The following is a 23,791-nucleotide window of genomic DNA, read 5'->3' as shown; positions in this document are numbered from 1 at the left end:
GGGCGCGGGCTTGGCGTGCTTGCCGTGGCCGAGCTTGATGACGAAGGAGTTGATGCTGACGACACGAGGCCCCGATTCCGCAACGGCGTCGGCGACGTCCCGCGACGATGCAGAACTGCCACGAATTGGGGCGACCGCGGATTTGGCCTGCAATCATATGACTTCAAACCGGGGAGCGCGGCGATTCATGCGCAGAGCTGCGCTCTGCCGCCGTGCGCCCGCTGTCGCGAAGAGACACATTCGCCGTGCGCCGCGATGCGGCACACCCGCGAGGATTCACGCGATCGGAGCGGACGAGGAATCATCGCAGACGCGGAACCACGACCTGCCGTTCGCCCCGGTTCGGGGCGTCCCTGAAGCGTGGGGCTCCACCCCCAATGGGGGTTCTGCCGCGTTCGCATCGTCGATATGGGTGCATCGAACGACGAATCGGGGGTGTGCTCCCCCGATCGTCGTTACCCCCCGTCGCTCGCGACATCTGCGGCGGGCGCTGGCGAACGGCGTTCATCGGCGGAGCAGCGGTGATTTGCACCTTCTCGTCGCTGTGCGAACGATCACCCGCGGAGTTTGCCGGCGACGTCCGCCGCTCCCATGATTAGCCCGCCAATGACCCATGCACATTCGACATGGGGATTCGCCCGGAGCCGTCGCGTCGTTTCATGCACCGACGAATCCGGCGAGCGAAAGAAAGGGATATTCATGTCACGCCTCATCTCCTCCGCTCTCACGATCTTCGCGTTTGCTGCCACCGCCGGCGCCGTCAGCCCGGCCAACGCCTGCCTGCTCGGCTGCGGCGACGGCGGGCTCCTCGGCCTCGGCATCGGCCTCGACCTCGACCTCGACCTCGACCTCGACCTCGACCTCGGCGCGTGCTTCGACATCGACCTCGAGCTCGGGGCCGCCTGCACCGTCGTCGCCGGCGTCGACGCCTCGCTCTACTGCGACCCGCTGAGCGTCGAGGCGGTCTGCGCGGCCGAGCTCGGGCTCAACCCCGACATCGAGGTGTGGGCCGCCTGCCTCGCGGAGGTGACGGCGCACTGCAAGGCCGAGGTCGAGGCGGGCGGCGCCCTGTTCTGCGACGGCCTGTTCGTCGGCGCCGACATCTGCCTCGGCGGCCTGCTCGGCATCGATCTCGATGTCGACGCGGCGCTCGACGTCGACCTGGGCCTGGGCGTCGACCTCGACCTCGACCTCGGCATCGACGCGTGCTTCGACGTCGACCTCGATGTCGGCGTCGATTGCGAGGTGGCGCTCGGCCTGGAGTGCCTGGCGAAGTGCGACCCGCTGGCGGTCCAGGCCGCCTGCCTCGTCGAATTGGGCCTGGACGCCGATCTGCACGCCTTCGCCGCCTGCGAGGCGGCGCTGATCGCCCACTGCTACGCGGCCTGCGAGCTCGACGGGGCGCTGTTCTGCGACGCCGACATCTACGTCGGCGCGGCCTCCTGCGACTGAAGCCGACCTCTCCGCGGCGAGCCGTCGCGCTCGCCGGCGCGGTGATCGATCCTGCCCACGCGAAGAGCCAGCGCCGTCGGAGTAGCTCCGGCGGCGCTGGCCGCTCTCGTGGCCCGCGGGCCCGGGCTCAGGGCTGGGTCCACTCGATGCGGACCGACTCGGCGTTGGTCACCTCGATGAACGCGTCCTCGGCGACGTTGTTGGCGCCGGTGTACCCGAGGATGTCGTCGTAGCGGAGGACCCGCGACTGGGCCTTCTCGGCGACGTAGAGGTGCTTGCCGTCGAAGGCGAGGTCGACGGGGTTGCCGAGGTGCGTCTCGTCGCCCGCGATCAACGCCGTGATCGCGACGTCGCCCTCGGCCGCGTCGGCGTCGGCGATCAGATAGATCGCGCCGTCGGAGTCCGACATCGCGTCGCCGACGTCGGTCAAGATCAAGATCTTGCTCACCGGGTCGTACTGGATGCCGTGGAGGTTGACGCCGATGCTCTGGTCCTCGTGGGTCGGCGTGATCAGGCGGGCTGGACCGTTCGCGCCCTCGTCGGCGAGCGCCGCGTCGAACACGCGCACGGTGCCGTCGATGCCGGCGGCGAACAGGCGGTCGTTGGCGTCGTCGTAGTCGATGTCCCACACCGCGCCGCCGCCGAGCTCGGCGAACTCGAACAGCGGGGGGGCGTCCCCGAAGGTCACGGGGTCGAACACCTTGATCGTCGAATCGCCGATATCGGCCACGAACAGGCGATCCCCCGCGCTGTTCAGCGTGATGCCCTTCGGCGCGATGACGCCGGTCGCCGGGCCCCAGATCCGCGTGGCGATGGCGTCGACCGTCGAGCCGTCGGCGGCGTCGATGAGGGCCGCGGTCGAGAACGCCCCGCCGCCGTTCGACACGGCGGTGCCGTCGAAGCCGATGAAGCCGTCGCCCGCGCCGGCGAGCGCGAGGCTCTGGATCGAGGTGATCGATCCGAGGCGGTCGATCGTCGCGCCGATCGTCGGCGCACCGAGCAGCGGCACCTCGACCTCGAGCACGGCGTCGGCGTCGAGGCCGTCGGGGTTGCCGGCGAGGATCAGGCGATTGTTGGTCGCCAGCGCGACCGACTCCGGCTTGACGACGTCGAGGCTGTCGACGAATTCGAAGTCGCTCTGGAGGAGCCCCGGGCGGTAGCGCAGCAGCTTGTCGTTCGCCTTCTCGACCACCCAGAGCGTCGCGGGGTTGCCGGAGGTGACCTCGAGATCGACCGGGTTGCCGAGGTCGTCGCCCTGGATCCGCTGCGTGACCTCGACCTCGCCGTCGGCGTCGGCCGCGTTTTCGATGCGGAAGATCTGCCCGTCGGCCGCGTCCATCGGGTCACCGACGTCGCTGAGGAACAGGCTGCCGCCGACGAGCGCGACGCCGTGCAGGTTGACGGACACCTTGCTGCCGTTCTGGATCGGGATGATGGTGCGATCGGGGCCGGCCTGCCCCATCGTGTTCGAGAAGTCCTCGTAGACCTGGACCTCGCCGTTGGTGCCCGCGGCGTACAGCACGTCGGCGTTGCCGCCGGCGGCGTAATGCACGTCCCACACCGCGTCCGAGCTGCCGAGATCGGTGATCTCGAACACCGGGGCGACGTCGCCCTCGGCGTCGAACTCGAACGCCTTGATCGTGCCGGCCGTGGTGTCCGCGACCAGGAACACGCCGTCCGGCCCGACCTCGACGCCCTTCGGGGTCTGCAGGCCGGTCTCCGGCCCGCGGATGACCCGGTCGCCGAGGCCGAGCGGGCCGTCCTCGGGGGTATCGGCGAGGTCGGTCTTGATGATCACACCACCGGTCGATCCCGGCGCGTCGTAGGTGATGATCGCGTGGCCCTGCTGGGTCACCGCGACGCTCTGGATGCTGACGACATCGCCCAGCACCGACAGCGTCGCGGTCGCGGCGTCGAGCGCGGGGGTCAGGGCGACGATCCGGTCCTGCTCGAACAGCGGCGGGTTCGCGGTCGCCCACACCCGCGCAACCTCGATCACCGGCTCGCCGGTCGTCTCGGTGTCGCCCGTCGAGCTGGTGTCGGTGTCCGTGGTCGGCCCCACGGTCGGGTCATCGGTGGTGGGATCGGTCGTCACCGGATCGGTGCTCGTGGTCGGCACCGTCGGATTGGTGGGGTCCGTCGACGGCACCGTGTCGGTCGCGCTCGGATCGGTCTCCGTGCCGTCGGTCGTGCCGGTCGAGGTGTCGGAATCGCTCCCACCCGGCGCCGGATTATTGCATGCCGACAGGGCCAGGACGAGCGCGTTGGCGAGGAACAATGAGGAGCTACGGTCAAGGCGGTATTTGTGCATGGGGGAATGGTTCCAGTGGGATCTTACGATAACCGGCAGAGCCGGCTGTTCGCAATACTCATCGACGAATTGTGATACGGCCACCGGCCTCGACAATCATCGTCTTCGCATTTGCGGATACCGGGTCATTCAGCCCCCTCGGGCGATTCCTCCCCACGGCTGAGTTCGCTGAATGCGCGGAACCGTGCGACTCATGGAATTTCCCGTTCTACGCGCTCGTACGTGCCCGTGCGAGCCAGTGCGAGAGAAACACGCAACGCAGTTCGCCAATGAGCTTCAAGGTTCAGGCTTGACAATCACCGCGACGGCCCGCTCGGTAGCGCTGCGCCCGAATTGCTGCGCGCTGTGGCGGCGCTCGAGGGCGAGGATTTCCTGGCCGACACTGCCCACATTCCGGATGACCCGAACGTACGGCCGGGTGACACGTATGATCGATCGGCCCGCCGCGATCGTTCGAGCTCGACCTCGCGTCCGACCCTGCGGAAGAGCGGACGCGAGGTTCTCCGCGCCCGCGTGCGCCCCGCGTCGTCGCGCGCGAGGGTGGTTGAATCGGCGCGACCCGGGCTTTAAGCTCGGAGCGGGCGTGCCCGAGTTCATCGCCATCCCCGACCCAGTCGCCGGCCCGGGAGTCACGGGCCAGGTGCAGATCGACCGCCACGCCGGGCCGGAGAGCGGCACGGCGCCGCCGCTGGTGATCGTCGGCGGCATGACACAGACGCTGTCGAGCTGGGGCGGGCAGGTGCGGCCGCTCGCGGCGCAGCGGCCCGTGATCGTGGTCGAGGCGCGCGGGCAAGGGCAGACGCGGCTCGCCACGCACGACGTGTCGCCGCCGGTGCACGTCCGCGACTTCGAGCACCTGCTCGACGCGCTCGGCGTGACCGAGCCGGTCGACCTGTGCGGCTTCTCGTTCGGCGGGCGGATCGCGCTCGGGATCGCGGCGGAGCGGCCGGAGCGGGTGCGCCGGCTCGTGCTGTCGGGCGTCGGCTCGGGCCGCGGGGCGCTCGGGCGCGTGATCCTCCGCTCCTGGCGCGAGGCGCTCAGGACCGGCGACCTCGAGGCCCTCGCCTGGCTCAGCCTCGCCGACACGCTCGGTCCCAAATACCTCGAGGCCAACGAGTCGGTGCTCGCGGCGTTCGTCAAGGCCACCGTGCGGCGCAACAGCTACGAGGGCATCGCCGCCCTGTTCGCCCAGACGCTCGGCGACGGCCCGGACTCGCCGTGGGCTCCCCCCAACCTGGCCCCGCGAGTGCGCGCGCCCGTGCTGCTGCTGGCCGGCGCGCTCGACCGCCTGGCGCCGCCGCGCGAGCTGGAGGCCTTGGCCGCCGCGTTCCCCGGCCCTGCCCGCGCCGAGGTCCTTCCCGACGTCGGCCACACCGTGGCCATCGAGGCGCCCGAGCGCTGGCGCGCGCTGGTCCTCGAGTTCCTGGCCTGATGTTCATGCGCTGAAGGACATGTCCTTCAGCGCCGCCGGTCGTATCACCCGGTCGTTCATGGCCCGGCGGGCCCGGGGCCCGCCGAGCCGCGCCGTCACAGCGCCTCGCCGCGGCCCAGCGCCGCCGCGATCTCGCGCCGCCGCAGCTTGCCGCTGGTCGTCTTCGGCAGCGCGCCGGGGGCCACCAGCGCGATCCGGTCGACCGTCACCCCGCGCAGCTGCAGGGCCGCGTCGAGGCGCTCGCGCAAGTCCTTTTGGTCCTGTCCTTCGAGACGTGTCTCGACGACCAGGTAGACCACCTCGGTCTCGAGCTCCGGCTCGCGCACGCCGACGGCCCCGACCCCGCCCGGCCGCACGCCGTCCACCGCGCCGGCGATGTCCTCGATCACCGTCGGGATCAGGTTGAGCCCGCCGCGGATGATGATGTCCTTGAGGCGGCCGGTGATGAACAGCTCGCCGCGGTCGACGAACCCGAGGTCGCCGGTGCGCAGCCAGCCCTCGGCGAGCGCCTCCTCGGTGGCCGCGGGGTCCTTGTAGTAGCCGCGCATCAGCGTCGACGCGCACACGCGGATCTCGCCGACGCGGCGGTCCGGCAGCGGCTCGCCGGCGGCATCGACCACGCGCACCTTGGTCTCCGGGATCGGCCGACCGACGCCGACCAGCTCGAGCGCGTGCGGCCCGTCCGAGGGCGCGGCCACACCGTCGCGCTCGAGCGTCAGGCGATCGATCCGCACCACCCGCGCCGGCGCCAACAGGCGCGGGAAGCTGACCGCCACCGTCGCCTCCGCCAGTCCGTAGACCGGGAAGAACGCCTCCGCGCGGAAGTTCGCCGGCGCGAACGCGTCGGCGAACCGGCGCAGCAGCTCGGGCGCGATCGGCTCGGCGCCGATCATCGCGCACTCCCAGGCCGACAGGTCGTAGCCGGCCGCGATCGCCTTCGGGGCCAGGCGCAGCAGCATCGCGTAGGCCGACGGCGGCGCCGCGCAGATCGTCGCCCGGAACTTCGCCATCGCCTCGAGCCACACCAGCGGCCGCCCGCGGAAATCGAGCGGCGACATCATGTTGGCGGTAAACCCGTTGTAGAACGGGAACAGGAGCCCGCCGATGAGCCCCATGTCGTGGTGCAGCGGCAGCCACGACACCGCCACCGAGTCGGCGCGGCTCGGCAGCACCCGGCTCATGCACTGCAGGTGCCGGAGCAGGCGCTCGTGCGTCAGCACCACCCCGCGCGGGCTGCCGGTGCTGCCGCTGGTCAGCTGGATCAGCGCCGTGTCGGCCGCGAACTGGTCGGGGTGCGGCAGCCCCTCGGCCGGCTCGCTCTCGACCACCTCCTCGGCCACGTGGACCGGCAGCGACGCCGACGTCGGCGCGAACGGGGCCAGCGCGCGCGACAGCACCAGCGCGCGCGCGTCGAGCCGCGCGGCCGTGTCCTCGAGCTGGGCGATGAAGCCGGCGACGTCGCCGAGGCGGAACGGCAGCCCGACCTGGATCGGCACCGCGCCGATCGACCACGCCCCGAACAATGTCAGCACCGCTGATTCGACGTCGGTGACGAGCATCAGCAGGTGATCGCCCGGGCGCACGCCGCGGGCCCACAGCCCCGCGGCGGCCCGGCGGGCGCCGTCCCAGTAGGCCGCCCAGCTGCGCTCGCGCCATTCGTCGCCCGCGACCCGGCAGCGCAGCGCGATCGCGTCGGCGTGGGTCTCGGCGCGCGCCGCGAGCAGCCCCGCCAGCGTCCGCGCCGTCACGACCGCCCGCCCTTCTGCGCGATCGGCCACGCGCCGGGGTCGACCGTGGGCGCGCCCTTGGTCGCCAGGATCATGTACTCGAGCGCCGTGCGGCGGGCGAAGCTCATGCGCGCCACCGTCATGTACTGCTGCAGCACCGCCGCGAAGCCCGGCGCGATCGCCTCGATCGTCCTGCGATTTCGCCGCACGTTGTCGATCCAGTGGGCCAGCGTCTGCGCGTAGTGGCGGGTCAGGTCCTCGACGTGGAGGATGTCGAGCCCGGCGCGCTCGATCAGCTGCAGCTCCTCGGCCAGGCCGATCAGGCGGCAATAGCCGAGCGCCTCGACGAAGATGTACTCGGTCGCCGCGCTGTCGCGGTCGCCGCGCTGCTGCACCGGGAAGTAGCAGTCGGAGATCAGCATGCGCCCGCCCGGCTTCAGCGTCCGGCCGACCCATTCATGGATCGCCGGCCGGTTGTGCATGTGCACGATGCTGCCGCTGAACAGGATCGCGTCGAACGACTCCGGCGCGAGCTGCAGGTCCTCGACGTGGCACACGTCGATCGTGACGCGCTCGGCCACGCCCCACGCGCGGGCCCGGCGGAGCGCCTCCTCGCGCTGCTGCGCGCTGAGGGTGATGCCGTGGAACACGCCCTCGCTGTGCTGCGCCAGGTACAGCAGGTTCGAGCCCCAGCCGCAGCCGATGTCGAGCACGCGCTGGCCCGGCCGGATGTCGAGCTTGGCCGCGATCCGGGCGTACTTGCGGGCCTGCGCCGTCTCGAGGTCCTCGCCCGGGTCCGCGTATACACCTGTCGCATAGGCCAGGCGGCTGTCGAGCACCAGCGAGAAGATCTCGGGGCTGTGTTCATAGTGGGCGGCGACGGCCTGGCGCTCGTGCTCGCGCTGGTCGGCGGCGCTGCGCAGGTTGGCCTCGCGCTCGGCGCGGGTGTGGGCGATCGCGTTCACCGGGCACCTCCCGCCTGGCGGGCCGCCACCTGCTCCGCGACCAGCGCCGCCACCTCGCGCACCGAGCCGAGCGGCCCGGCTCCCGGCGCGGCGAGGTCGGGCATCGTGATGTCGAAGGTCTCCTCGATCCGCACGGTCAGCTTGATGAGGCCCAGCGAATCGATGCCGAGCTCGCTGCCGTCGACGCGGACGTCGAGCGGGATCGCGGCCACGGGCTGCCGCACCGCGTCGGCGATCAGCGCGCGCACGCGGGCGACGATCAGGTCATTGTCGATGATTCCGTCCATGATAAATATCTCCGTTAAGTTCACCGCCTCGCGGGTCTATCGCGCGAGGCGGCGCTCCGCGATCGGAGCGCGGTCGATAGCGACGCCGCCCGCCGCCGGGATCGCCGGGGCCGCGTGAGCATACGCCGAGCCGCCCGTGAAACCGTCCAGAGCGACGCTCTGCGGGCGTCTGCGGGCCGGCGATCGATCGCCCGGGCGCCCCCGTGTAGGCGCGGCGCGCAGGGTGGCCGCCGCCACAATGTGCATACCTGCGAATGCGCGGCGTGAATCATCAATGTCGACACTCGCCCGCTCCGGGCCGGCGCCCCCCGGCGGACCGCCCGGCGAGCCCGGGCGCCCGCCCCGCACCGCGCCGCGGAGGTCGCGTGCGCCGACTCGCACGCCGTCTCGCGCCCCCTGCCCCCCGTTCCGGCGCAGACGGCCGCCGGCGGGCTTGAAGGCCGCGGGCGCGCTCGGTACACCGAAGGCCATGACCGAGGCCAAGCCGGGCACCGCGCCGCAGCCGATCTTCCGCAAGGACTACCGCCGCCCCGATTACACGATCGACCGCGTCGACCTGCGCTTCGAGCTCGGCGAGAACTTCACGACCGTCCACGCGTCGCTGGCCGTGCGGCGCATGCACGACACCCCGGCCGGGGCGCCGCTGGTGCTCGACGGCGAGAACCTCGTCCTCAAGCGCGTGGCCATCGACGGGCGCGAGCTGCCCGCGGACCACTACGTCGCCGGCCCCACGAGCCTCACGATCGCCGACCCCGGGGCCGCGTTCACGCTGACGACGGTGGTGGAGATCCGGCCGCAGGACAACCTCGAGCTGTCGGGCCTCTACCGCTCGAGCGGCAACTTCTGCACGCAGTGCGAGGCCGAGGGCTTCCGCCGGATCACCTACTTCCTCGACCGCCCGGACGTCATGGCCCGCTACAGCGTCGTCGTCGAGGCCGACAGGGCCCGCTACCCGGTCCTGCTCGCCAACGGCAACCGCGTCGAGACCGGCGAGCTCGACGGCGGGCGCCACTTCGCCCGCTGGGACGACCCGTTCCCGAAGCCGTGCTACCTGTTCGCGCTCGTCGCCGGCGACCTGCGCTGCCACGACGGCGAGTTCGTCACCCGCTCCGGCCGCACCGTCCGCCTCGAGATCTGGGTCGAGCCCGACAACATCGACCGCTGCGCCCACGCCCTGCGCTCGCTGCAGGCCGCCATGCGCTGGGACGAGGACACTTTCGGCCGCGAGTACGACCTCGACATCTACATGATCGTCGCGGTCAGCGACTTCAACATGGGGGCCATGGAGAACAAGGGCCTCAACATCTTCAACGCCAAGTACGTGCTGGCGCGGCCCGACACCGCCACCGACGACGACTACGACGGCATCGAGTCGGTCATCGCCCACGAGTACTTCCACAACTGGACCGGCAACCGCGTGACCTGCCGCGACTGGTTCCAGCTGACCCTCAAGGAGGGCCTCACCGTCTTCCGCGACCGCCTGTTCAGCGCCGACATGGGCTCGCCCGCGGTCGCGCGGATCGGCGACGTCCTGGCGCTGCGCACCAACCAGTTCGCCGAGGACAGCGGGCCGATGGCCCACCCGATCCGGCCCGAGTCGTACATCGAGATGAACAATTTCTACACCACGACGGTGTACGAGAAGGGCGCCGAGGTCATCGGCATGATGCGCACCCTCCTCGGCGCGGCCGGCTTCCGCCGCGGCATGGACCTCTACTTCGAGCGCCACGACGGCCAGGCCGTCACCTGCGACGACTTCCGCGCCGCCCTCGCCGACGCCAACGGCGTCGACCTCGAGCAATTCGGCCGCTGGTACAGCCAGGTCGGCACGCCGGTCGTGCGCGCCCGCGGCGACTACGACGCGGCCGCGCGCGCCTACACCCTCACGCTCGAGCAGGCCCCGCCGCGCGGGCGCGACGGCGGCGAGCTGCTGCACATCCCCGTCGCCGTCGGCCTGCTCGGGCCCGACGGTCCGCTCGCGCTGCGGCTGTCCGAAGAGACAGCCGCGAGCGGCGACACCCGCGTGCTCGAGCTGCGCGAGCGCAGCCGGAGCTTCCGCTTCGAGGACGTGCCGGCCGCGCCGGTGGCCTCGCTGCTGCGCGGCTTCTCGGCCCCGGTCGAGCTCGAGGTCGAGCGCAGCGACGCCGACCTCGCCCGCCTCATGGCCGCCGACCCCGACGAGTTCTCGCGCTGGGACGCCGGCCAGGAGCTCGCGCGCCGGGTCCTGCTGCGGCTCGCCGGCGACGTCGAGGCCGGCCGCGAGCTCGCGCTCGACCGCGAGTTCGTGGCCGCCTGCGCGCGGATCCTCGGCGACGAGCGGTTCGACGGCTCGCTCAAGGCCCTCGCGCTGACCCTGCCCAACGAGCGCCTGCTCGGCCAGCAGCAGCAGGTCGTCGCCGTCGACGCCCTGCACGCGGCGCGGCAGTTCGCGGTCCGGGCCCTGGCCCGGGCGCTGCGCGAGCCGCTGCTCGCGGTCTACAAGGCCACCGCCCCGCAAGGCCCCTACCGCATCGAGCGCGCCGAGGTCGACCGCCGCAAGCTGCGCAACCTCGCGCTCGGCTACCTCGTCGCCCTCGGCGAGCCCGACCTGATCCGACTCGCCGTCGAGCAGTTCGAGCTCAGCGACAACATGACCGACAGCGAGGCCGCGCTGGCCTGTCTCATCGACCACGGCGGCCCCGAACGCGACAGCGCCCTGGCCAGGTTCCACGCCCGCTGGCACAAGGACCCGCTGGTCCTCGACAAGTGGTTCGCGCTGCAGGCCGTGTCGACCCACCCCGACACGCTCGACCGCGTCCTCGCCCTCGCCGACCACCCCGACTTCAACCTCCTCAACCCCAACCGCGCCCGCTCGCTGCTCGGCGCGTTCGGCCTGCGCAACCAGCATCAGTTCCACCGCCAGGACGGCCGCGGCCACGCCCTCGTCGCCGACAAGGTGCTCGCCCTCGATCCGCACAACCCCCAGGTCGCCGCCCGCCTGGTCGCCGCGTTCAACCCGTGGCGCCGCTTCGACGCCGCGCGCCAGCAGAGCATGCGCGCCCAGCTCGAGCGGATCGCCGCGCAGCCCGGGCTCTCGAAGTCGGTGCGCGAGATCGTCGACCGCGCCCTCGCGCCGGCGTGAGCCTCAAGTCGCGCCCGGGGTCGATGGCGCCCTGAGGCCCGTGCTCAATGAAAGCACGACCCCCGCTGCACCTCGCGCAGGAACTGCCGCGCGGTAACGGCAGGCCGATCCGTTTCTGAAGCCGCTCAAGCCGGCCTCCGGTCGTGGTCCGCGGCGTTGCCACCCGACCCTCAGCGAGGCAGCGGACGAGACCGGATGCCCGCGACGGCCCCGGCCTGTCTGCCGGACCCGTCGTTGCGCAACGACCCGGCGAGAGCGGTCGATCGTTTCACGTGTCGGGGCGTGCGAAGACGCGCCATGCACACAAACGCACGTGTCGCCTGGCGACCGAGAATGGTAGGTTGCGATCGTGACAGGGGAAATGCTGCAGGCGTTCGCGTCGCCGCGGCGAGGAGGTTGTGGTGTTACCTGAGCAGAGACGCAGAAATCGCCTTCGGCCAGCATTCTCGTGCGCGCTGCTCGTGTGCTCCCCCGCAGGATGCTTCTACAACCCCACGTTACCGGAGCGGCCGTCGACGACCCTCTCGTCCACGACCGTCGCTGACGGGTCCCCCAGCTGGACTGAGACCGACCCGAACGACACCAGCGCGCCCACCTCGAGTGCGACGACGAGCTCGACCTCGACCACCGAGCCCGTATCGACGTCCGACTTGAGCTCGACCGGCTCGACCTCGACCAGTTCAACCGGCTCGACCTCGACCGGTGGTTCCCCCTGCGACCCCGGCAATCTGAACGACCCCGTCTGCGGCGACATGTATTGTGTCGCCGGGGGTCAGTGCGGCCCATGCTCCTCGCTCCCGGTCGACAAGACCTGCACCGACGTCGACGCCAGCACTCCGGCTTGTGACGAGCCTTCGGGTCATTGCGTCGAGTGCACGGAAGACCAGGCGCAGGCCTGCAGCGGCAGCACGCCCGTGTGCGACCCTGAGACCCATATTTGCGTCCCGTGCACCGAGCACTCGCAGTGCCCGAACTCCGCCTGCGACATCCAGGAGGGCGAGTGCTTCCCGGAGGAGCCGGAGCTCATCTTCTACGTCCAGGGCAGCCTCAGCGACTGCCAGAACAAGGACGGCAAGTCGGCGCAGACCGCCTTCTGCGCGCTCGCCGATGTCCCGCTGGAAGAGCCGAAGACGACCATCCGCCTGCTGCCGGGCGTCACCTCGCCGCTGGCGCTGACGGTGCCGGAAGGCAAGGCCGTGGCGCTCGTCCGCGAGGGGATGCAAATCCCCGAGATCAACGGGCAGGCCATCGGCGGGCCGACCCTCGTGGTCTCGCCTGGCGCTCGTCTCTACATCTCCGGCATCAGGCTCCGCTACTCGACGCCGACCGGGTACATGGTCAGGTGCGCCGCCGGGGCGTTCTACGCCCACGACTCGATCTGGGAGGGCAACGGGACGCACGAATCGAAGGCGCTCGAAGCCTCCGCGTGCGACACGTTCATCCACCGCTCGCGCATCGTCCGCTGCGGCTCCGGGATCCAGGCCTCCTCGGGCACGCTGCTGGTCGAGAACAGCTTCATCATCCAGAACGGCGTCGGGGGTTTCAGCGCCTTCAACTTGCTGAACACCGTGAAGGCCCGGATCACCTACTCCACCATCGGCCTCAACAAGGTGATCAACGGCGTTTCGACCTTCATGTGCACCGGCAACGGCCAGAACATCACGGTGCGGAACTCTGCCGTCGTCGGGCTCGCCCCGCTCACGAACTGCAAAGAGGAGATGGGGCAGATTCTCGTCTTCGAGAACGGCATGAAGGAGGAGGTCCCCGACATCGCGGCGGCCAACAACTTGATGTCGCAGTGGTTCAACCCCCCGCAGCTCGACGTCTACACCCCCAAGAACGATGAGCAGGGGGTCGACCCCCTCGAGGGGACGGCGATGTGGGAGGAGGGCGACCCGAAGTTCGACTTCTTCAAGGCGGCGATCCCGACCGACGCTCCCAGCTTCGCCGGGGCCAGGCAGCCTTTTTAGCCTCTCTACGCCTTCACGTCGCACGGACGTGTCGCACGGCAACGCCTCGAATCAGAAGCTCACTGAAAAAACGAGGCTGTGTCCAGTCCGGCCAAGGACGGGGGCGCCGCGGGCCACGGAACGACGACGCGCGGCCACCGCGAGCAGGGCCGCGCCCACTCCGGCGAGCAACGGGCCCACGACGAGCCCTGCGACGGCGAGGCTGTTCGCGGTCCGCCCCTGCTCGTCGAGCCCCGCGCAGGGCCCCTCAGGAGGTCGAAAGCAGCCCTTGGCGGGATCCTCGACGCGGCGCTCCAGCGCGTCGGCCCGCGCCGCACTCGCAACGAACATAGCGAACATGCCGGCTCCGGTGCCCAGCGTGACGCCGCCGGCCACAGCCAGACCCTTCCAGGGCTTCACCGGCGGGCGTATCGCAGGCGGCTGGCTCGCGGGCGTCGGTGCGGGCGGAGGCAGACGCAGTCTCGCAGCATCCTCGGCCTCTCGACGCGCGTCATATGCATCGACCATGATTCGATACCTGTCGCGCAGCTCTCGGACCTTTTCGGGCAAGGGCGTGGGTCCATAAGCCTCGGATAGCTGGGACGCGTAGCGGTCGAAGACGGCGAGCGCTTCCCGGATGACGTCCTCCTTGACCCCGTTCGGCTCGGCACGCAGATATGCGTCGGCAATGTATTCGTAAATACTCGCCCGCTGCGCGCGGAATGCTTCGCTCTCGGGGACGTTCTCGACGGATGCCGTCCATGTACGCGCGGCCGGGAGGAACTTTCCGGCGTCATAGAGAGTTTGGGCCTCGAGGTGAGCTGCGTCGAGGGCAGCTGCCGTCGGATCGACCTCCGACGGCGGTCCGGCAGCCACCGCTGGAAGCGGTGCAGGTACCATCAAGAGCGCCGAGACAGCACACGCGATGCCACGATTCTTCAGGGAGAAGACCACAGATGGCACGGCGCAATGCAGCTCAGGCCTTCGGGCGAACATGAGGAAATCTAGCACGGTGCAGCGCGCGTGAACAACGGTCGTTGCTGCGCGCAACCGACCGGTTGCCGGCGCCGCGCGGAACCGGCCTTGCTGGCGCTCGAATCGGCGCACGAGTTCGCGGGAGTGGGATGGTTGCGGTCGCACGAGCGGTAGGTGTAAGAACGATCGGCGTGGGTGCCGAAACCGAGCAGGATCATCTCATTGGGGTGCTCTTCGAGGGCCGATATCGCGTCGTCAGCAGGCTCGGGGGGGGCGGCATGGGCAACGTGTATCTCGCCGAAGAGATCCGCTTGCGCAGGCGGTGCGCGCTCAAGGTGCTCCACCCGCAGTTGCAGCGAGAGCGGTCGCACGTCGAGCGCTTCCTGCGGGAAGCACAGATCATGGCCCAGCTCTCGCATCCGAATATTATAAACATCTTCGCGTATGGCGAGGAGCCCGCCGGGGTTTTCTTCGTCATGGAGTTACTCGCGGGAGAGGACCTCGAGTCCCGGATTCGCGCCCGCGCCGAGCGCCCCTATGGCAGGGTTGAATGTTGCTCATGGGCGATACATCTCGCGCGTGCCCTGAATCAGGTCCATCGGTCCGGCCTCGTTCACCGCGACCTGAAGGCCTCGAACGTGTTCCTCGCGCGCCAGGACAGCGACGAACTCGTCAAGCTCCTCGATTTTGGGATCGCGCGGCCGGTCGAGGGCTCCGAGCTGACAGGGACAGGAGTCACGCTCGGTACCCCTAATTACATGTCGCCTGAGCAAATCCTCAACGAGCCGGTCGATCACCGGACGGACGTCTACGCCTTCGGAGTACTGTTGTTCAAGATGCTCACCGGGCGTCTCCCCTTCCGGGGTGATGCGATCCAGGTGACGACCCAGCACTGCATGACTCCCCCTCCGCGTCCGTCGACGGTCGCCCCGGAAGTCGGGATCACGCCGGCACTCGACGCGATCGTCCTCAAGGCCATGGCAAAGCGGCCTGACGAACGCTTTCAGTCGATGCTTGAGATCGAGCAGGCATTGAACGTCGCACGTCACGGAGGAGACAGCGAAAATTCCTCGACCGACCCGACGATGAGGTGGGCTGCCGGAAATTCGGTAGAGTCCGCTCCGCCCCCCGGGACCTCCAAAGTGTCGCCGGCCGTCATGAACCTCGCGGACCAGACGGCAAGAACGCCAGATTCGAGGATGAAGGACCGGACAGCGCGGCGATTCACCATGTTAGCCGGTCTCGGCGGTATCGCTCTCGCCGGCGTCCTCGCGGCCATGATGCTGCCCCGACAAGGCAAGATCCCGTCGACGCCCCAGGTGTCCGCAGAGGTGCTCGTGCCTCCAACCGCTGAAAAGAAACCGGTTCCCGCCAGCCCACCGCCCGACGCCGTCGAGGCCGCGCCCGCAGCAGCGGAGCCAGGCAGCGAAGACCAGGTGCCGACGAAGCTTGGTGAGCCGGAGCCGCCACCAGTTTCGGCCGAGGCCGTCACGGAGACTCGGAAACGGCAAACTCGGAAAGCCGGGGCGAATGCAGTGAAGGTCGACGCACCGGCCGATCCAGCCGTAAAGATCAGCAAGGACGCCGGAGACTGCCGTCGCAAATTCGACGCCAGGGACGGAGCAAAGATTACGATCGATTACGCAGTCGGCCTGGATGGAAAGGTCAATCGTTCGATACCTTCCGTCAACGACCCGCTTGGTCGCTGCCTGGCCGACGCCGTGAGAAACGCGGCCTTCCCGTCCGGACGGGCCAGGTACGGCGAGAAGATATCTCTATAAGCGACCCAAACGCTCAATGGGGCGCGGCCCACGATCTCTCCCTCAGCGTCGACGCGGCCGATATTCCGGCGGCCACCGGACACGTTCGGCGCGTCCGAGTCCGGCGGGCCGCGCGTCCGCGAGCCCGCCCGCGACGAGGAAGTCGCCGTCAGGCAGCGCCACGAGCGCCTGGACGCCCTCGTACGAGCCGTCGAAGTGCGCGGCCTGTGTTCATCTTCGGCGAGACCACCAGCCCGAGTCGTCCTGCTCGTCCTGCGCTCGGTTGCACTCGACCAGGAACTTGCGGATCGAGATCGGCGCCGTGGTACGTTGCTCGCAGTGGCCACCAGGACTGCGAGCGAGCCCCTCCAGCTGACACGAGAGGCCGACCTCGTGCACCTCAAGTTCCGCGGGCCTTTCGTCCTCGAGCACGCGAAGACGGTCCACGAGTACCTCGCGCAGATCATGGCCGAGACCGGGCGCTGCTACTTGCTCGCCGATATGTCGCAGATGAACGGGATCCCGACCGACACGCGCCGCTACGTCGGCGAGTGGCACAAGCAGCACACCGTCTCCGGCGTCGCCGTGTACGGCGCCAGCTTCGCCACCCGCGCCATCGCCACGCTGATGTTCCAGGCGGTCCGGATCGTCGGCGCCCAGCAGATCGAGATGGAGTTCCTCCGCGACGAGGCCGAGGCGCGCCGCTGGATCGCCGCGCACTCCGCCAGGGCGTAGTCCTGCTCGCGCTCGCGGACGAGGAATTCCCGCGAGCGTCCGCGAAGGTCCGGCGCGCGGCGCCGGCAGCGGTCACTTCGCGGCGGACGCCCCCGCCTGCCTGGCGAACGCGGCCTCGACCATGGCGGCGACGCGGTCCGCCTGCGGATCGCCGGGGCCCGTCGGGGCGTCGACGACGGCGTCGCCCACGTGGATCTTCTTCCGCGGCTTGCGGTTCTTCAGCGCATTCACGAATTCATTCGCCGACCCGGAACTGTGCGCGAGCGCGGTGAGCTCCGGCGAGAGGATCCGCGGCACCACCGACACCGGCAGCCACTCCGGGTTGTACCGGAACGCGGGGTAATACGCGGGGACGTGCTGCTGCCCGAGCTGCTTCACCCACTTCGAGAAGGTATTGGGGGTCGTGCTGTCGTAGATCTTCGGATCGTAGGTGCCGGGGATCGACTGGAGATTGGGCAACGGCGCATAGCCGCCGCCGAATGCCAGCAGCTGGAACGCCCCGATGAGCACCGCCAGCCCGGCGTAGGAGAGGTCGGCGTTGGGCGGCGCGAGGTCGGGCGCGTAGATCCCCGGGAGCTCGGAGAGCGACGGGGTCAGCAGCTCCTGCCAGGCGTGCGGGACCACGTCGAGGGTGTTGTAGACGGGAGCGAGCAGCGTGCCGAGCTTGAGGCCCGAATGGAGGGCAAACGCGAGGTTGCCGGCGGTGGGACCGGCGAACGCCTGCGCGCCGATCGTCGCGTTCTTCTTCGGGTCCCAGGGGTTCACCAGCCCCTGCGCCGTGTCCGCGAGCCAGACCGCGAGCGTGGGCGCGAGGGCACCGCCGAGGCTGTGGCCGGCGACGGTGATGTGCACCTTCTGGCTCACGATGGTCCGCAGGAAATCCAGCAGAGTGGTGCCCGCGCCCGGCAGGGTGGCGGCGGGCTTCAGGCCCTGGAGATTGAGCAGGCCGATCCCGGTGCCGAGCGCGATCTTGGCGCCCGCCGCCAGCGGGTCGTATTGCCAGGACACCTGCTTGTAGACGTAGAGGTCCTCGATGAGCCAGTCGGCCGGCGAATTGAAGTTGGTGCCGGCGATGGCGATCACGTATTGCGACGGAGCGGCGGTCCGCTGCACGACGTACATGAGGTTCTCGCTGTACGCCGGACCGTCCGGCTGCACCAGCACGGCGGGGCCCCAGACGATCTGCCACCCGTCGATGTGCGGGGCGGCGTTGGCGAGGGCCTGGCTGATCTGCTTGGAGGCCCGCAGGCCGAGGTCCTGGCCGGTGTCGTTCTGAATGGCACCGGCGAACATCGACAGGGCGAAGGTCTGATCGTGAGTCGGGGAATTGGTGAGCATGATTGCGCCTTGGATCGGTGAGGAGCCCAGGAGCGGCGGCGACGCTGCCGCGGCCGCTCGACGCCTGGTGAAGAGCGCCGACCCCCCGCTTGCGATCCAAAAAACCTTCGCGCGCCTTTCCGCGCCGCGGGCTGCGGTCATCCTCGCGCTCGCGGCGCTCCCGGCTCGAGGCGGAGGCGAGAACAGCAGAGGTCGCACGGGTCGGCGCACGAATCGCAATAGTCGCAGTCGAGGCCGGCGCGTCCGGTGGACGCCGGCGCGTCCGGGGAAATTACCAGTTCGTGCGCGCAGAACGGCGCTCCGTCGCGTCGCGCGAGCGGTCGCACTTTGCGCCGCGGCCCTCCTGGCATGGCCTCGGGGAACGCACGCGCCCTCGCGCTCGGCGGCCTCTGCTGAATGCGAGCGGCTTGTGCGGCCTGCCGCGAGGAGCTCACCGACAATTCGTGGGGACGCACCGCTTCGCGCTTGCCCACCTCGCGATTCCGCTCACCATCCCCGCGACCGCCGAGCGGCGAATCAGAGGACAACGACGTCCCCCTCTTCAGCGCACGACACCGGAGAATCCGACGGTCGAATGGCTGGAGTGCGGGAGAGAGGACATCCCTACGATTCGCGCGCCGAAAGGCGGCCCTCGAGCGACCACGAGCCATCCTGCTCGCGGTCGTGATGCGAGCGGTCGATCTGCGCGATCGATCCGACGACAACCGCAAGAAAGCGAGACACGTCATGGCAACCAACGACGACAGCAACAACAAGAACCGCGGCCAGAACCAGAACCGCGACCAGAACCGCGGCGACGGCCGCGGCTTCGCCGGGATGGACGAGGACCGGCAACGCGAGATCGCCAGCATGGGTGGCCGGGCGGCCCACGAGAAGGGCACCGCCCACGAGTTCACCTCCGAGGAGGCGCGCGAGGCCGGTCGCAAGGGCGGCGAGGCCGTGAGCCAGGATCGCGAGCACATGGCCGAGATCGGGGCCAAGGGCGGTCAGGCCTCGCACGGCGGCGGGCAGAACCAGCGCCGCGACGAGGGCGCTCGCAGCGAGCGCGACGACGACGACGAACAGCGGCGCTCCCGCTCGCAGCAGGGCCAGGGCCAGGGCCAGGGCCAGGGCGGACGCAGCGACCGGCGGTGATCGTCGATCGCAGGGCGACGGACGCGCTCGTCCCGGCATCCGGGGCGAGCGCCCGTCCCTGTCTGAACCGACAGCTCACCGCGCCACTCGCCTGTCTCATCGACCAGGCAGCCGGTGCTCGAAGTGATAGAGTCACCAGCGCGGATGCCGACCGACTCCCAGCGCGATCCCAGGGGCGCGGCGACGCGCAGCGACACGGCGGAGATCGAGGCGATGGCGGACCTGTCCGGACCGGTGCCGCGGGTAGCGCTCCTCGTCTCCACCGTGCTCTTCGGCCTGACCGGGCTGCTCTCGCTGCCGATGTTGCTGGTCACGCCGATGATCTTCGACGCGCCCGGCTCCGAGGACTCGGTCTACACCTGGCTGCTGGTCGGTTCGCTGCTGTTATACCCGTTCCTCACCCTCGGCGGGCTCGTGCTGGCGTGGCGGGCCAACGGGCGCGGGGAGGTCGCGCTGGCGCTGAGGCGCCTGCAGATCCCGCTGCTCGCCGCGAGCCTCGTGGTCGGCGCCGTGGTGCTGCTCGAGCTCGTGTGCGCCGGCGACTTCGCCTGCCGCTGAGGCCTGCGTCGGTCCTCAGCCCAGCAGCCCCGCGACCAGGAACACCGCGAAGCCGGCGAGGAAGATGTAGAACAACACCTGCGCCAGCTGCACTGCGATGAACGAGATGCCGCCGAAGCCGAGCACCGCGGCGACCAGCGAGATGAACAGGAAGATCAGCGCCCAGCGAAACATCGTCGTCTCCTCCACGGCCTGTATTTTCGGATCTCCCGCCCGCGCAAGCCCGGCGGCCCGCCCATGATCGGACCTCCACGCGTCCGCGGCCGCCGGCGCGTGGTCGGGCTCCACCCGCGACCTCGACTTCGTCCGCTCGGGGCGTGAGCGCGTACGTTGCGCCAGCCCGCATCGGCATCCCCCCGAAGCCCCGGCAGGCCGTCGACCCCGCTGCGCAGCCCCCCGGCCCGCGTCGCTTCGATCCTTCGCCGTAATCCCGTGCATACGGCCGAGTCCGCTGACCATGGTGGCCGTGCGGGGCGCCGCGTCTGCCCGTGGTCCCGCGCGACCCCCACCGGGTCCGCGAAAAAAGTTTCGCCGCGTGACATTGACATCCAATCCGGCCCCGATCACCTCTCCGTCACAACCACTCGATCGCCCGGGAACACCGTTCGACCCGGCGCGGACCACCACTCCTACGGTCCGCACATTCGTCGGCCAAGTCTGCCGAATATGGGAAGGAGCTCATCATGTTGCGTGAAATGACAGCGCGAGTTTCGGAAACTCTGACGAATGACCCGTCGCAGCGGCCGCTCACGGCCTACTTCCGCGACCTCGCCGACGCCGACGTGATGTCGCGGGAGGAGGAGACCGCCGCCGCGATCCGGCTCGTCGACCTGCGCCGCGGTCTGTGGACGGCCATCCTCGACTATCCGCCGTACGCCGCCGCGATCTGCGGGCTCCTGCGCGAGCGTCGGACCGAGGAGGAGTGCCCGCCCGCCGTCCTCGACGCCTACGAGAAGGCCGCGCGGACCCTCCGCGACCGCGACCTGCGCAAGCACCACGAGGCGTTCCGCAGCGCCCGCAACCAGGTCGCCGAGCGCATGCTCGACGCCGACGTCGACACCGAGCTCGCCGACCTGATCGTCGCCGACCTCGTCGCCCTCGACGGCCACCGCGGCGCGCCCACCTGCCTCGCCGTCCACCCCCCGCGCCGCGGCAGCGTCCCGTTCGCCCGCTACGTCGCCACCGTGCGCAGCAAGCTGGCGGCCCTCGTGAGCGCCCGCAACGCCTTCGTGCGCGCCAACCTCCGCCTCGTCGTCGCCCTCGCGCGCCGCTTCTACCGCGGCAACGTCCCGCTGCCGGACCTCATCCAGGAGGGCAACCTCGGCCTGCTCAAGGCCGTCGCCCGCTTCGACCCGGCCCGCGGCTGCCGCTTCTCGACCTACGGCGCCTGGTGGATCCGCCACGCGATCACCCGCTCGATCGCCGACAAGTCGCGCTGCGTCCGTCTGCCCGTGCACATGATCGAGGCGTGCAACAAGGTCGCCAAGATCCGCCGCGAATTCGAGCAGCAGCACGGGCGCGAGCCGAGCGACGAGGAGCTGGCCCGGCTCAGCGGCGTCAGCCTCGAGCGGATCACCCGCATGGGCTGGTCGCTGATGGAGACCCCGCTCAGCCTCACCATGCCGGCCTCGCGCGACAGCGAGGGCACCCTCGTCGACACCGTCGCCGACCCCGACTACGTCCCGCCGTCCGACACGCTCGACCGCGAGCACCTGCAGTCTCACCTGCAGGAGGTGTTCGCCCAGCTCTCCCCGCTCGAGGCCGACATCCTGCGCAAGCGCGTCGGCCTCGACGGCGAGGCCGAGATGACGCTCAAGGAGATCGGCAAGGGCTACTCGCTGTCCCGCGAGCGGATCCGTCAGCTCCAGGAGGGCGCGCTCGACAAGCTCCGCGCCGAGTTCTCGCGTCGCAGGCTCATGTGACGCTCGCGGTCGGTGACGCCCGCGGCCCCGTCTTTCGCCTGCCCACCGCACGAGCCGCCCGCGCGCGTCGAGGTGGGCCGAGTCCCCAGGGCTCGCCCGCGAAACGATCCCCCGCCGATCTCACCCACCAGCGGCGTCGCCTGGCCCCCGAGACAGGCGGCGCCGCGCCGCGATCATCCTATTCGGTATGATCAAACTCCCGTCGCTCGAATGCGCGTAGACGATCGTCGTCCGCGGACCGCAGACCCCTCACGGTCTCCTCACCGCGAAACCGCCCGGGCGGCGGAGGAGCCGGCGCTGAGGCATCGTCGGATCGGCCGAGGCAGGCTCCTCGGCCGGCATGTATTGCTGTCGACGACATCGGCTGCCATCCGCGCGCAGGCTGCATTCGCGGGCCCGAAGTCGTGGAACCCCTCGACGAGGCGACCCGTGTACTCCACCGCGCCCGCGCTCTTTCGTCACTCCCGGGGCGTCTGACGGTCGTCCTCGCGCCTCCGACCCGCCTTGCGAAACGCTGAACGCGCCCGGGTGATGATGTTAGTCTCCGACGATGCTCCGCTCGCGTGACTTGGTGGTCCTCTCGTCGTTCGTCCTCTCATCGCTCGCCGTCGGGTGCGGCGACTCCGGCACCGGGGTCACCGTGGCGTCCGCGACCGATTCCGGCGCCAGCGCCAGCGCCAGCGCCACCGCCACCGACGGCACCAGCACCACCGGCACCACCACCGCCAGCACCAGCAACGGCAGCAACAGCAACAGCGACGGCAGCAGCGGCACCCCGACGACCACCGCGCCGACGACCACCGTCGACCCGACCACCAGCGAGCCCGACACCACCATGGGCGTCGAGTCGTCGACCAGCGGCGGGATCAAGTTCGACCTCGGCCAGGCCGTCGACGTCGACGTCGTCATGCCGGGCAAGGGCTCGTGTCGTCCGTCCGAGACCTACGGCGCCGCAGGCGGCTTCCCGAAGTACCAGGACCCGGCGTTCGCTCCCTTCCTCGACAAGGCGATCGCGATCGTCACGCACCAGATCCACAACGCGGCGCCCAACGACTTCGCGCTGACGATCGTCGACATCTCGGGCGACCCCCCGCCGCCCAACATGAACTACCTCGCGCCGCTCTACCACCACGCGAGCTGGACGTCGAGCAACCTCGGGCGGATCTTCGGCATCACGCTCGACTCCGACGGCAACATCTACGTCGCGGCGTCGACCGCCTACGGCTCCACCCCGACGCCGTCGGTGATCAAGCGCATCGACAGCGTCACCGCCGCGATCACCGACTTCGCCACCCTGCCGAACAACGGCCCCGCGTTCGGCAATCTCAACTACGACTGCGTCAGCGAGACGATCTACGTCAGCAACTTCGAGGACGGCCGGATCTACCAGCTCGACATGGCCGGCCAGGTCGTCAGCACCTACCACCACGGGACCAAGACCGTCACCATGGGCCTGCCCAACGATCCGGGCGAGCCCAACGGCGCGTTCGCCCCGCTCGGGGAGCGCCCCTGGGCCGTGCAGTCGAACGCCGGCCGGCTGTACTACAGCGTGTGGGTCGAGCACCAGCAGGTGACCGACCCCAACCGTGACAACGAGGTCTGGTCGGTCGCCTACGTCGACGACACCGGCGTGATCGACCCGGCCACCGCCAAGCTCGAGTTCTCGGTGCCGAAGGTCCAGGGCGGGCAGAACTCGATGCCCGTGTCCGACATCAGCTTCGCCCAGACCGGCTGGATGCTGGTCGCGCAGCGGACCATGATTCAGGACAACCAGACCTCCGCCCACCAGTCGACCACGTTCGAGTACGACTACCAGAACGGCAACTGGGTGTTCCTCGGCACCACCTACGTCGTCGGCGAGCTGCTCCCGTACAGCGCCTGCGGCGGCGTCGACCACTCGTTCTGGGAGGACGGCTACGTGTGGATGACGGGCGACGCGCTCGACTTCTACACCCCCGATGTCGTCTACGGCCTGCAGGGCACGCCCTACGGCGGCGGCGGCATCGCTACCAGCACGATCATCGACCTCGACCACGAGGTCGTGTCGCAGGACAAGGGCATCTACGGCGACGTCGAGGTCCCGATCCCGGGCGACGCCACGCCGGTCCCGCCGCCGATGTGAGCC

The 23,791-nt window shown here is 70.0% G+C and carries 18 protein-coding genes; 10 read left to right on the top strand and 8 right to left on the bottom strand.

The genetic code is table 11. The annotated features are described in order from the left end of the window. Positions 1-699 precede the first annotated feature (699 nt). On the top strand, positions 700-1,452 hold the full coding sequence (locus K7C98_RS41780) for a hypothetical protein (protein WP_224197544.1): 753 nt from the start codon (positions 700-702) through the stop codon (positions 1,450-1,452). 127 nt (positions 1,453-1,579) lie between these two features. Here the strand turns inward: K7C98_RS41780 and K7C98_RS41775 are convergent, their stop codons facing one another. Continuing rightward, positions 1,580-3,763 (bottom strand): YncE family protein, encoded by a 2,184-nt coding sequence (locus K7C98_RS41775; protein WP_224197543.1) that lies wholly within the window; start codon positions 3,761-3,763, stop codon positions 1,580-1,582. Between the two features lie 583 nt (positions 3,764-4,346). Between K7C98_RS41775 and K7C98_RS41770 the strand changes: the two genes are divergently transcribed. Beyond that, on the top strand, positions 4,347-5,195 hold the full coding sequence (locus tag K7C98_RS41770) for an alpha/beta fold hydrolase (protein ID WP_224197542.1): 849 nt from the start codon (positions 4,347-4,349) through the stop codon (positions 5,193-5,195). A gap of 95 nt (positions 5,196-5,290) precedes the next feature. Here K7C98_RS41770 and K7C98_RS41765 read toward each other — a convergent pair whose 3' ends face one another. From K7C98_RS41765 to K7C98_RS41755, 3 genes are read right to left on the bottom strand one after another with little or no spacing between them, the layout of a single operon-like run. Further along, a complete protein-coding gene (locus K7C98_RS41765) occupies positions 5,291-6,943 on the bottom strand; it encodes an AMP-binding protein (protein ID WP_224197541.1) in 1,653 nt (550 codons plus the stop codon). Next, positions 6,940-7,887: a class I SAM-dependent methyltransferase gene (locus tag K7C98_RS41760; protein WP_224197540.1), complete on the bottom strand. Its 948-nt coding sequence runs from the start codon at positions 7,885-7,887 to the stop codon at positions 6,940-6,942. The genes K7C98_RS41765 and K7C98_RS41760 overlap by 4 nt, the downstream gene beginning before the upstream one ends. Continuing rightward, positions 7,884-8,174 carry an acyl carrier protein gene (locus tag K7C98_RS41755; protein ID WP_224197539.1) on the bottom strand — a complete coding sequence of 97 codons (291 nt, stop codon included), beginning with the start codon at positions 8,172-8,174 and terminating at the stop codon, positions 7,884-7,886. Before K7C98_RS41755 ends, K7C98_RS41760 begins: the two co-directional genes overlap by 4 nt. Before the next feature lie 469 nt (positions 8,175-8,643). Here K7C98_RS41755 and pepN point away from each other — a divergent pair, with 469 nt between their 5' ends. Continuing rightward, positions 8,644-11,295: an aminopeptidase N gene (pepN, locus tag K7C98_RS41750; protein WP_224197538.1), complete on the top strand. Its 2,652-nt coding sequence runs from the start codon at positions 8,644-8,646 to the stop codon at positions 11,293-11,295. 484 nt (positions 11,296-11,779) lie between these two features. Here pepN and K7C98_RS41745 read toward each other — a convergent pair whose 3' ends face one another. After that, complete coding sequence (locus K7C98_RS41745) at positions 11,780-12,049, bottom strand: hypothetical protein (protein WP_224197537.1); 270 nt, start codon at positions 12,047-12,049, stop codon at positions 11,780-11,782. On the opposite strand from K7C98_RS41745, the gene K7C98_RS41740 reads away from it, so the two are divergent. Next, entirely contained in the window at positions 12,048-13,265 is a 1,218-nt protein-coding gene (locus tag K7C98_RS41740) for a hypothetical protein (RefSeq protein WP_224197536.1), read from the top strand. The two genes, K7C98_RS41745 and K7C98_RS41740, sit on opposite strands and share 2 nt — an antisense overlap. Positions 13,266-13,316: 51 nt before the next feature. On the opposite strand, the gene K7C98_RS41735 is transcribed toward K7C98_RS41740, so the two are convergent. After that, positions 13,317-14,351, bottom strand: a complete 1,035-nt coding sequence (locus K7C98_RS41735; protein ID WP_224197535.1) for a hypothetical protein — start codon at positions 14,349-14,351, stop codon at positions 13,317-13,319. A 59-nt stretch (positions 14,352-14,410) separates the two neighbouring features. Between K7C98_RS41735 and K7C98_RS41730 the strand changes: the two genes are divergently transcribed. Beyond that, positions 14,411-16,000 (top strand): serine/threonine-protein kinase, encoded by a 1,590-nt coding sequence (locus K7C98_RS41730; RefSeq protein ID WP_224197534.1) that lies wholly within the window; start codon positions 14,411-14,413, stop codon positions 15,998-16,000. 318 nt (positions 16,001-16,318) lie between these two features. Beyond that, a complete protein-coding gene (locus K7C98_RS41725; protein WP_224197533.1) occupies positions 16,319-16,714 on the top strand; it encodes an STAS/SEC14 domain-containing protein in 396 nt (131 codons plus the stop codon). 72 nt (positions 16,715-16,786) lie between these two features. On the opposite strand, the gene K7C98_RS41720 is transcribed toward K7C98_RS41725, so the two are convergent. Continuing rightward, complete coding sequence (locus K7C98_RS41720; RefSeq protein ID WP_224197532.1) at positions 16,787-18,052, bottom strand: lipase family protein; 1,266 nt, start codon at positions 18,050-18,052, stop codon at positions 16,787-16,789. Between the two features lie 816 nt (positions 18,053-18,868). Between K7C98_RS41720 and K7C98_RS41715 the strand changes: the two genes are divergently transcribed. Next, positions 18,869-19,186: a KGG domain-containing protein gene (locus K7C98_RS41715; protein WP_346660342.1), complete on the top strand. Its 318-nt coding sequence runs from the start codon at positions 18,869-18,871 to the stop codon at positions 19,184-19,186. 144 nt (positions 19,187-19,330) lie between these two features. Continuing rightward, complete coding sequence (locus tag K7C98_RS41710; protein WP_224197530.1) at positions 19,331-19,744, top strand: hypothetical protein; 414 nt, start codon at positions 19,331-19,333, stop codon at positions 19,742-19,744. A 15-nt stretch (positions 19,745-19,759) separates the two neighbouring features. Here the strand turns inward: K7C98_RS41710 and K7C98_RS41705 are convergent, their stop codons facing one another. Then, positions 19,760-19,933 (bottom strand): DUF1328 domain-containing protein, encoded by a 174-nt coding sequence (locus tag K7C98_RS41705; RefSeq protein WP_224197529.1) that lies wholly within the window; start codon positions 19,931-19,933, stop codon positions 19,760-19,762. A 506-nt stretch (positions 19,934-20,439) separates the two neighbouring features. On the opposite strand from K7C98_RS41705, the gene K7C98_RS41700 reads away from it, so the two are divergent. Further along, the gene (locus K7C98_RS41700) at positions 20,440-21,666 is read left to right on the top strand and encodes a sigma-70 family RNA polymerase sigma factor (RefSeq protein WP_224197528.1); all 1,227 of its coding nucleotides are present in this window, start codon (positions 20,440-20,442) and stop codon (positions 21,664-21,666) included. A 550-nt stretch (positions 21,667-22,216) separates the two neighbouring features. Continuing rightward, complete coding sequence (locus K7C98_RS41695; protein ID WP_224197527.1) at positions 22,217-23,788, top strand: hypothetical protein; 1,572 nt, start codon at positions 22,217-22,219, stop codon at positions 23,786-23,788. Positions 23,789-23,791 lie beyond the last annotated feature (3 nt).

The organism is Nannocystis pusilla, from assembly GCF_020073745.1.
Lineage (GTDB): Bacteria > Myxococcota_A > Polyangia > Nannocystales > Nannocystaceae > Nannocystis > Nannocystis radixulma.
This window is presented reverse-complemented; position numbering and strand designations above follow the sequence as displayed.

Coding starts and splice junctions, on each gene's coding strand:
- K7C98_RS41780 (WP_224197544.1), top strand. CDS start 700: ATGTCACGCCTCATCTCCTCCGCTCTCACGATCTTCGCGTTTGCTGCC.
- K7C98_RS41775 (WP_224197543.1), bottom strand. CDS start 3,763: ATGCACAAATACCGCCTTGACCGTAGCTCCTCATTGTTCCTCGCCAAC.
- K7C98_RS41755 (WP_224197539.1), bottom strand. CDS start 8,174: ATGGACGGAATCATCGACAATGACCTGATCGTCGCCCGCGTGCGCGCG.
- pepN (WP_224197538.1), top strand. CDS start 8,644: ATGACCGAGGCCAAGCCGGGCACCGCGCCGCAGCCGATCTTCCGCAAG.
- K7C98_RS41740 (WP_224197536.1), top strand. CDS start 12,048: ATGTATTGTGTCGCCGGGGGTCAGTGCGGCCCATGCTCCTCGCTCCCG.
- K7C98_RS41745 (WP_224197537.1), bottom strand. CDS start 12,049: ATGTCGCCGCAGACGGGGTCGTTCAGATTGCCGGGGTCGCAGGGGGAA.
- K7C98_RS41720 (WP_224197532.1), bottom strand. CDS start 18,052: ATGCTCACCAATTCCCCGACTCACGATCAGACCTTCGCCCTGTCGATG.
- K7C98_RS41715 (WP_346660342.1), top strand. CDS start 18,869: ATGGACGAGGACCGGCAACGCGAGATCGCCAGCATGGGTGGCCGGGCG.
- K7C98_RS41710 (WP_224197530.1), top strand. CDS start 19,331: ATGCCGACCGACTCCCAGCGCGATCCCAGGGGCGCGGCGACGCGCAGC.
- K7C98_RS41700 (WP_224197528.1), top strand. CDS start 20,440: ATGACAGCGCGAGTTTCGGAAACTCTGACGAATGACCCGTCGCAGCGG.
- K7C98_RS41695 (WP_224197527.1), top strand. CDS start 22,217: ATGCTCCGCTCGCGTGACTTGGTGGTCCTCTCGTCGTTCGTCCTCTCA.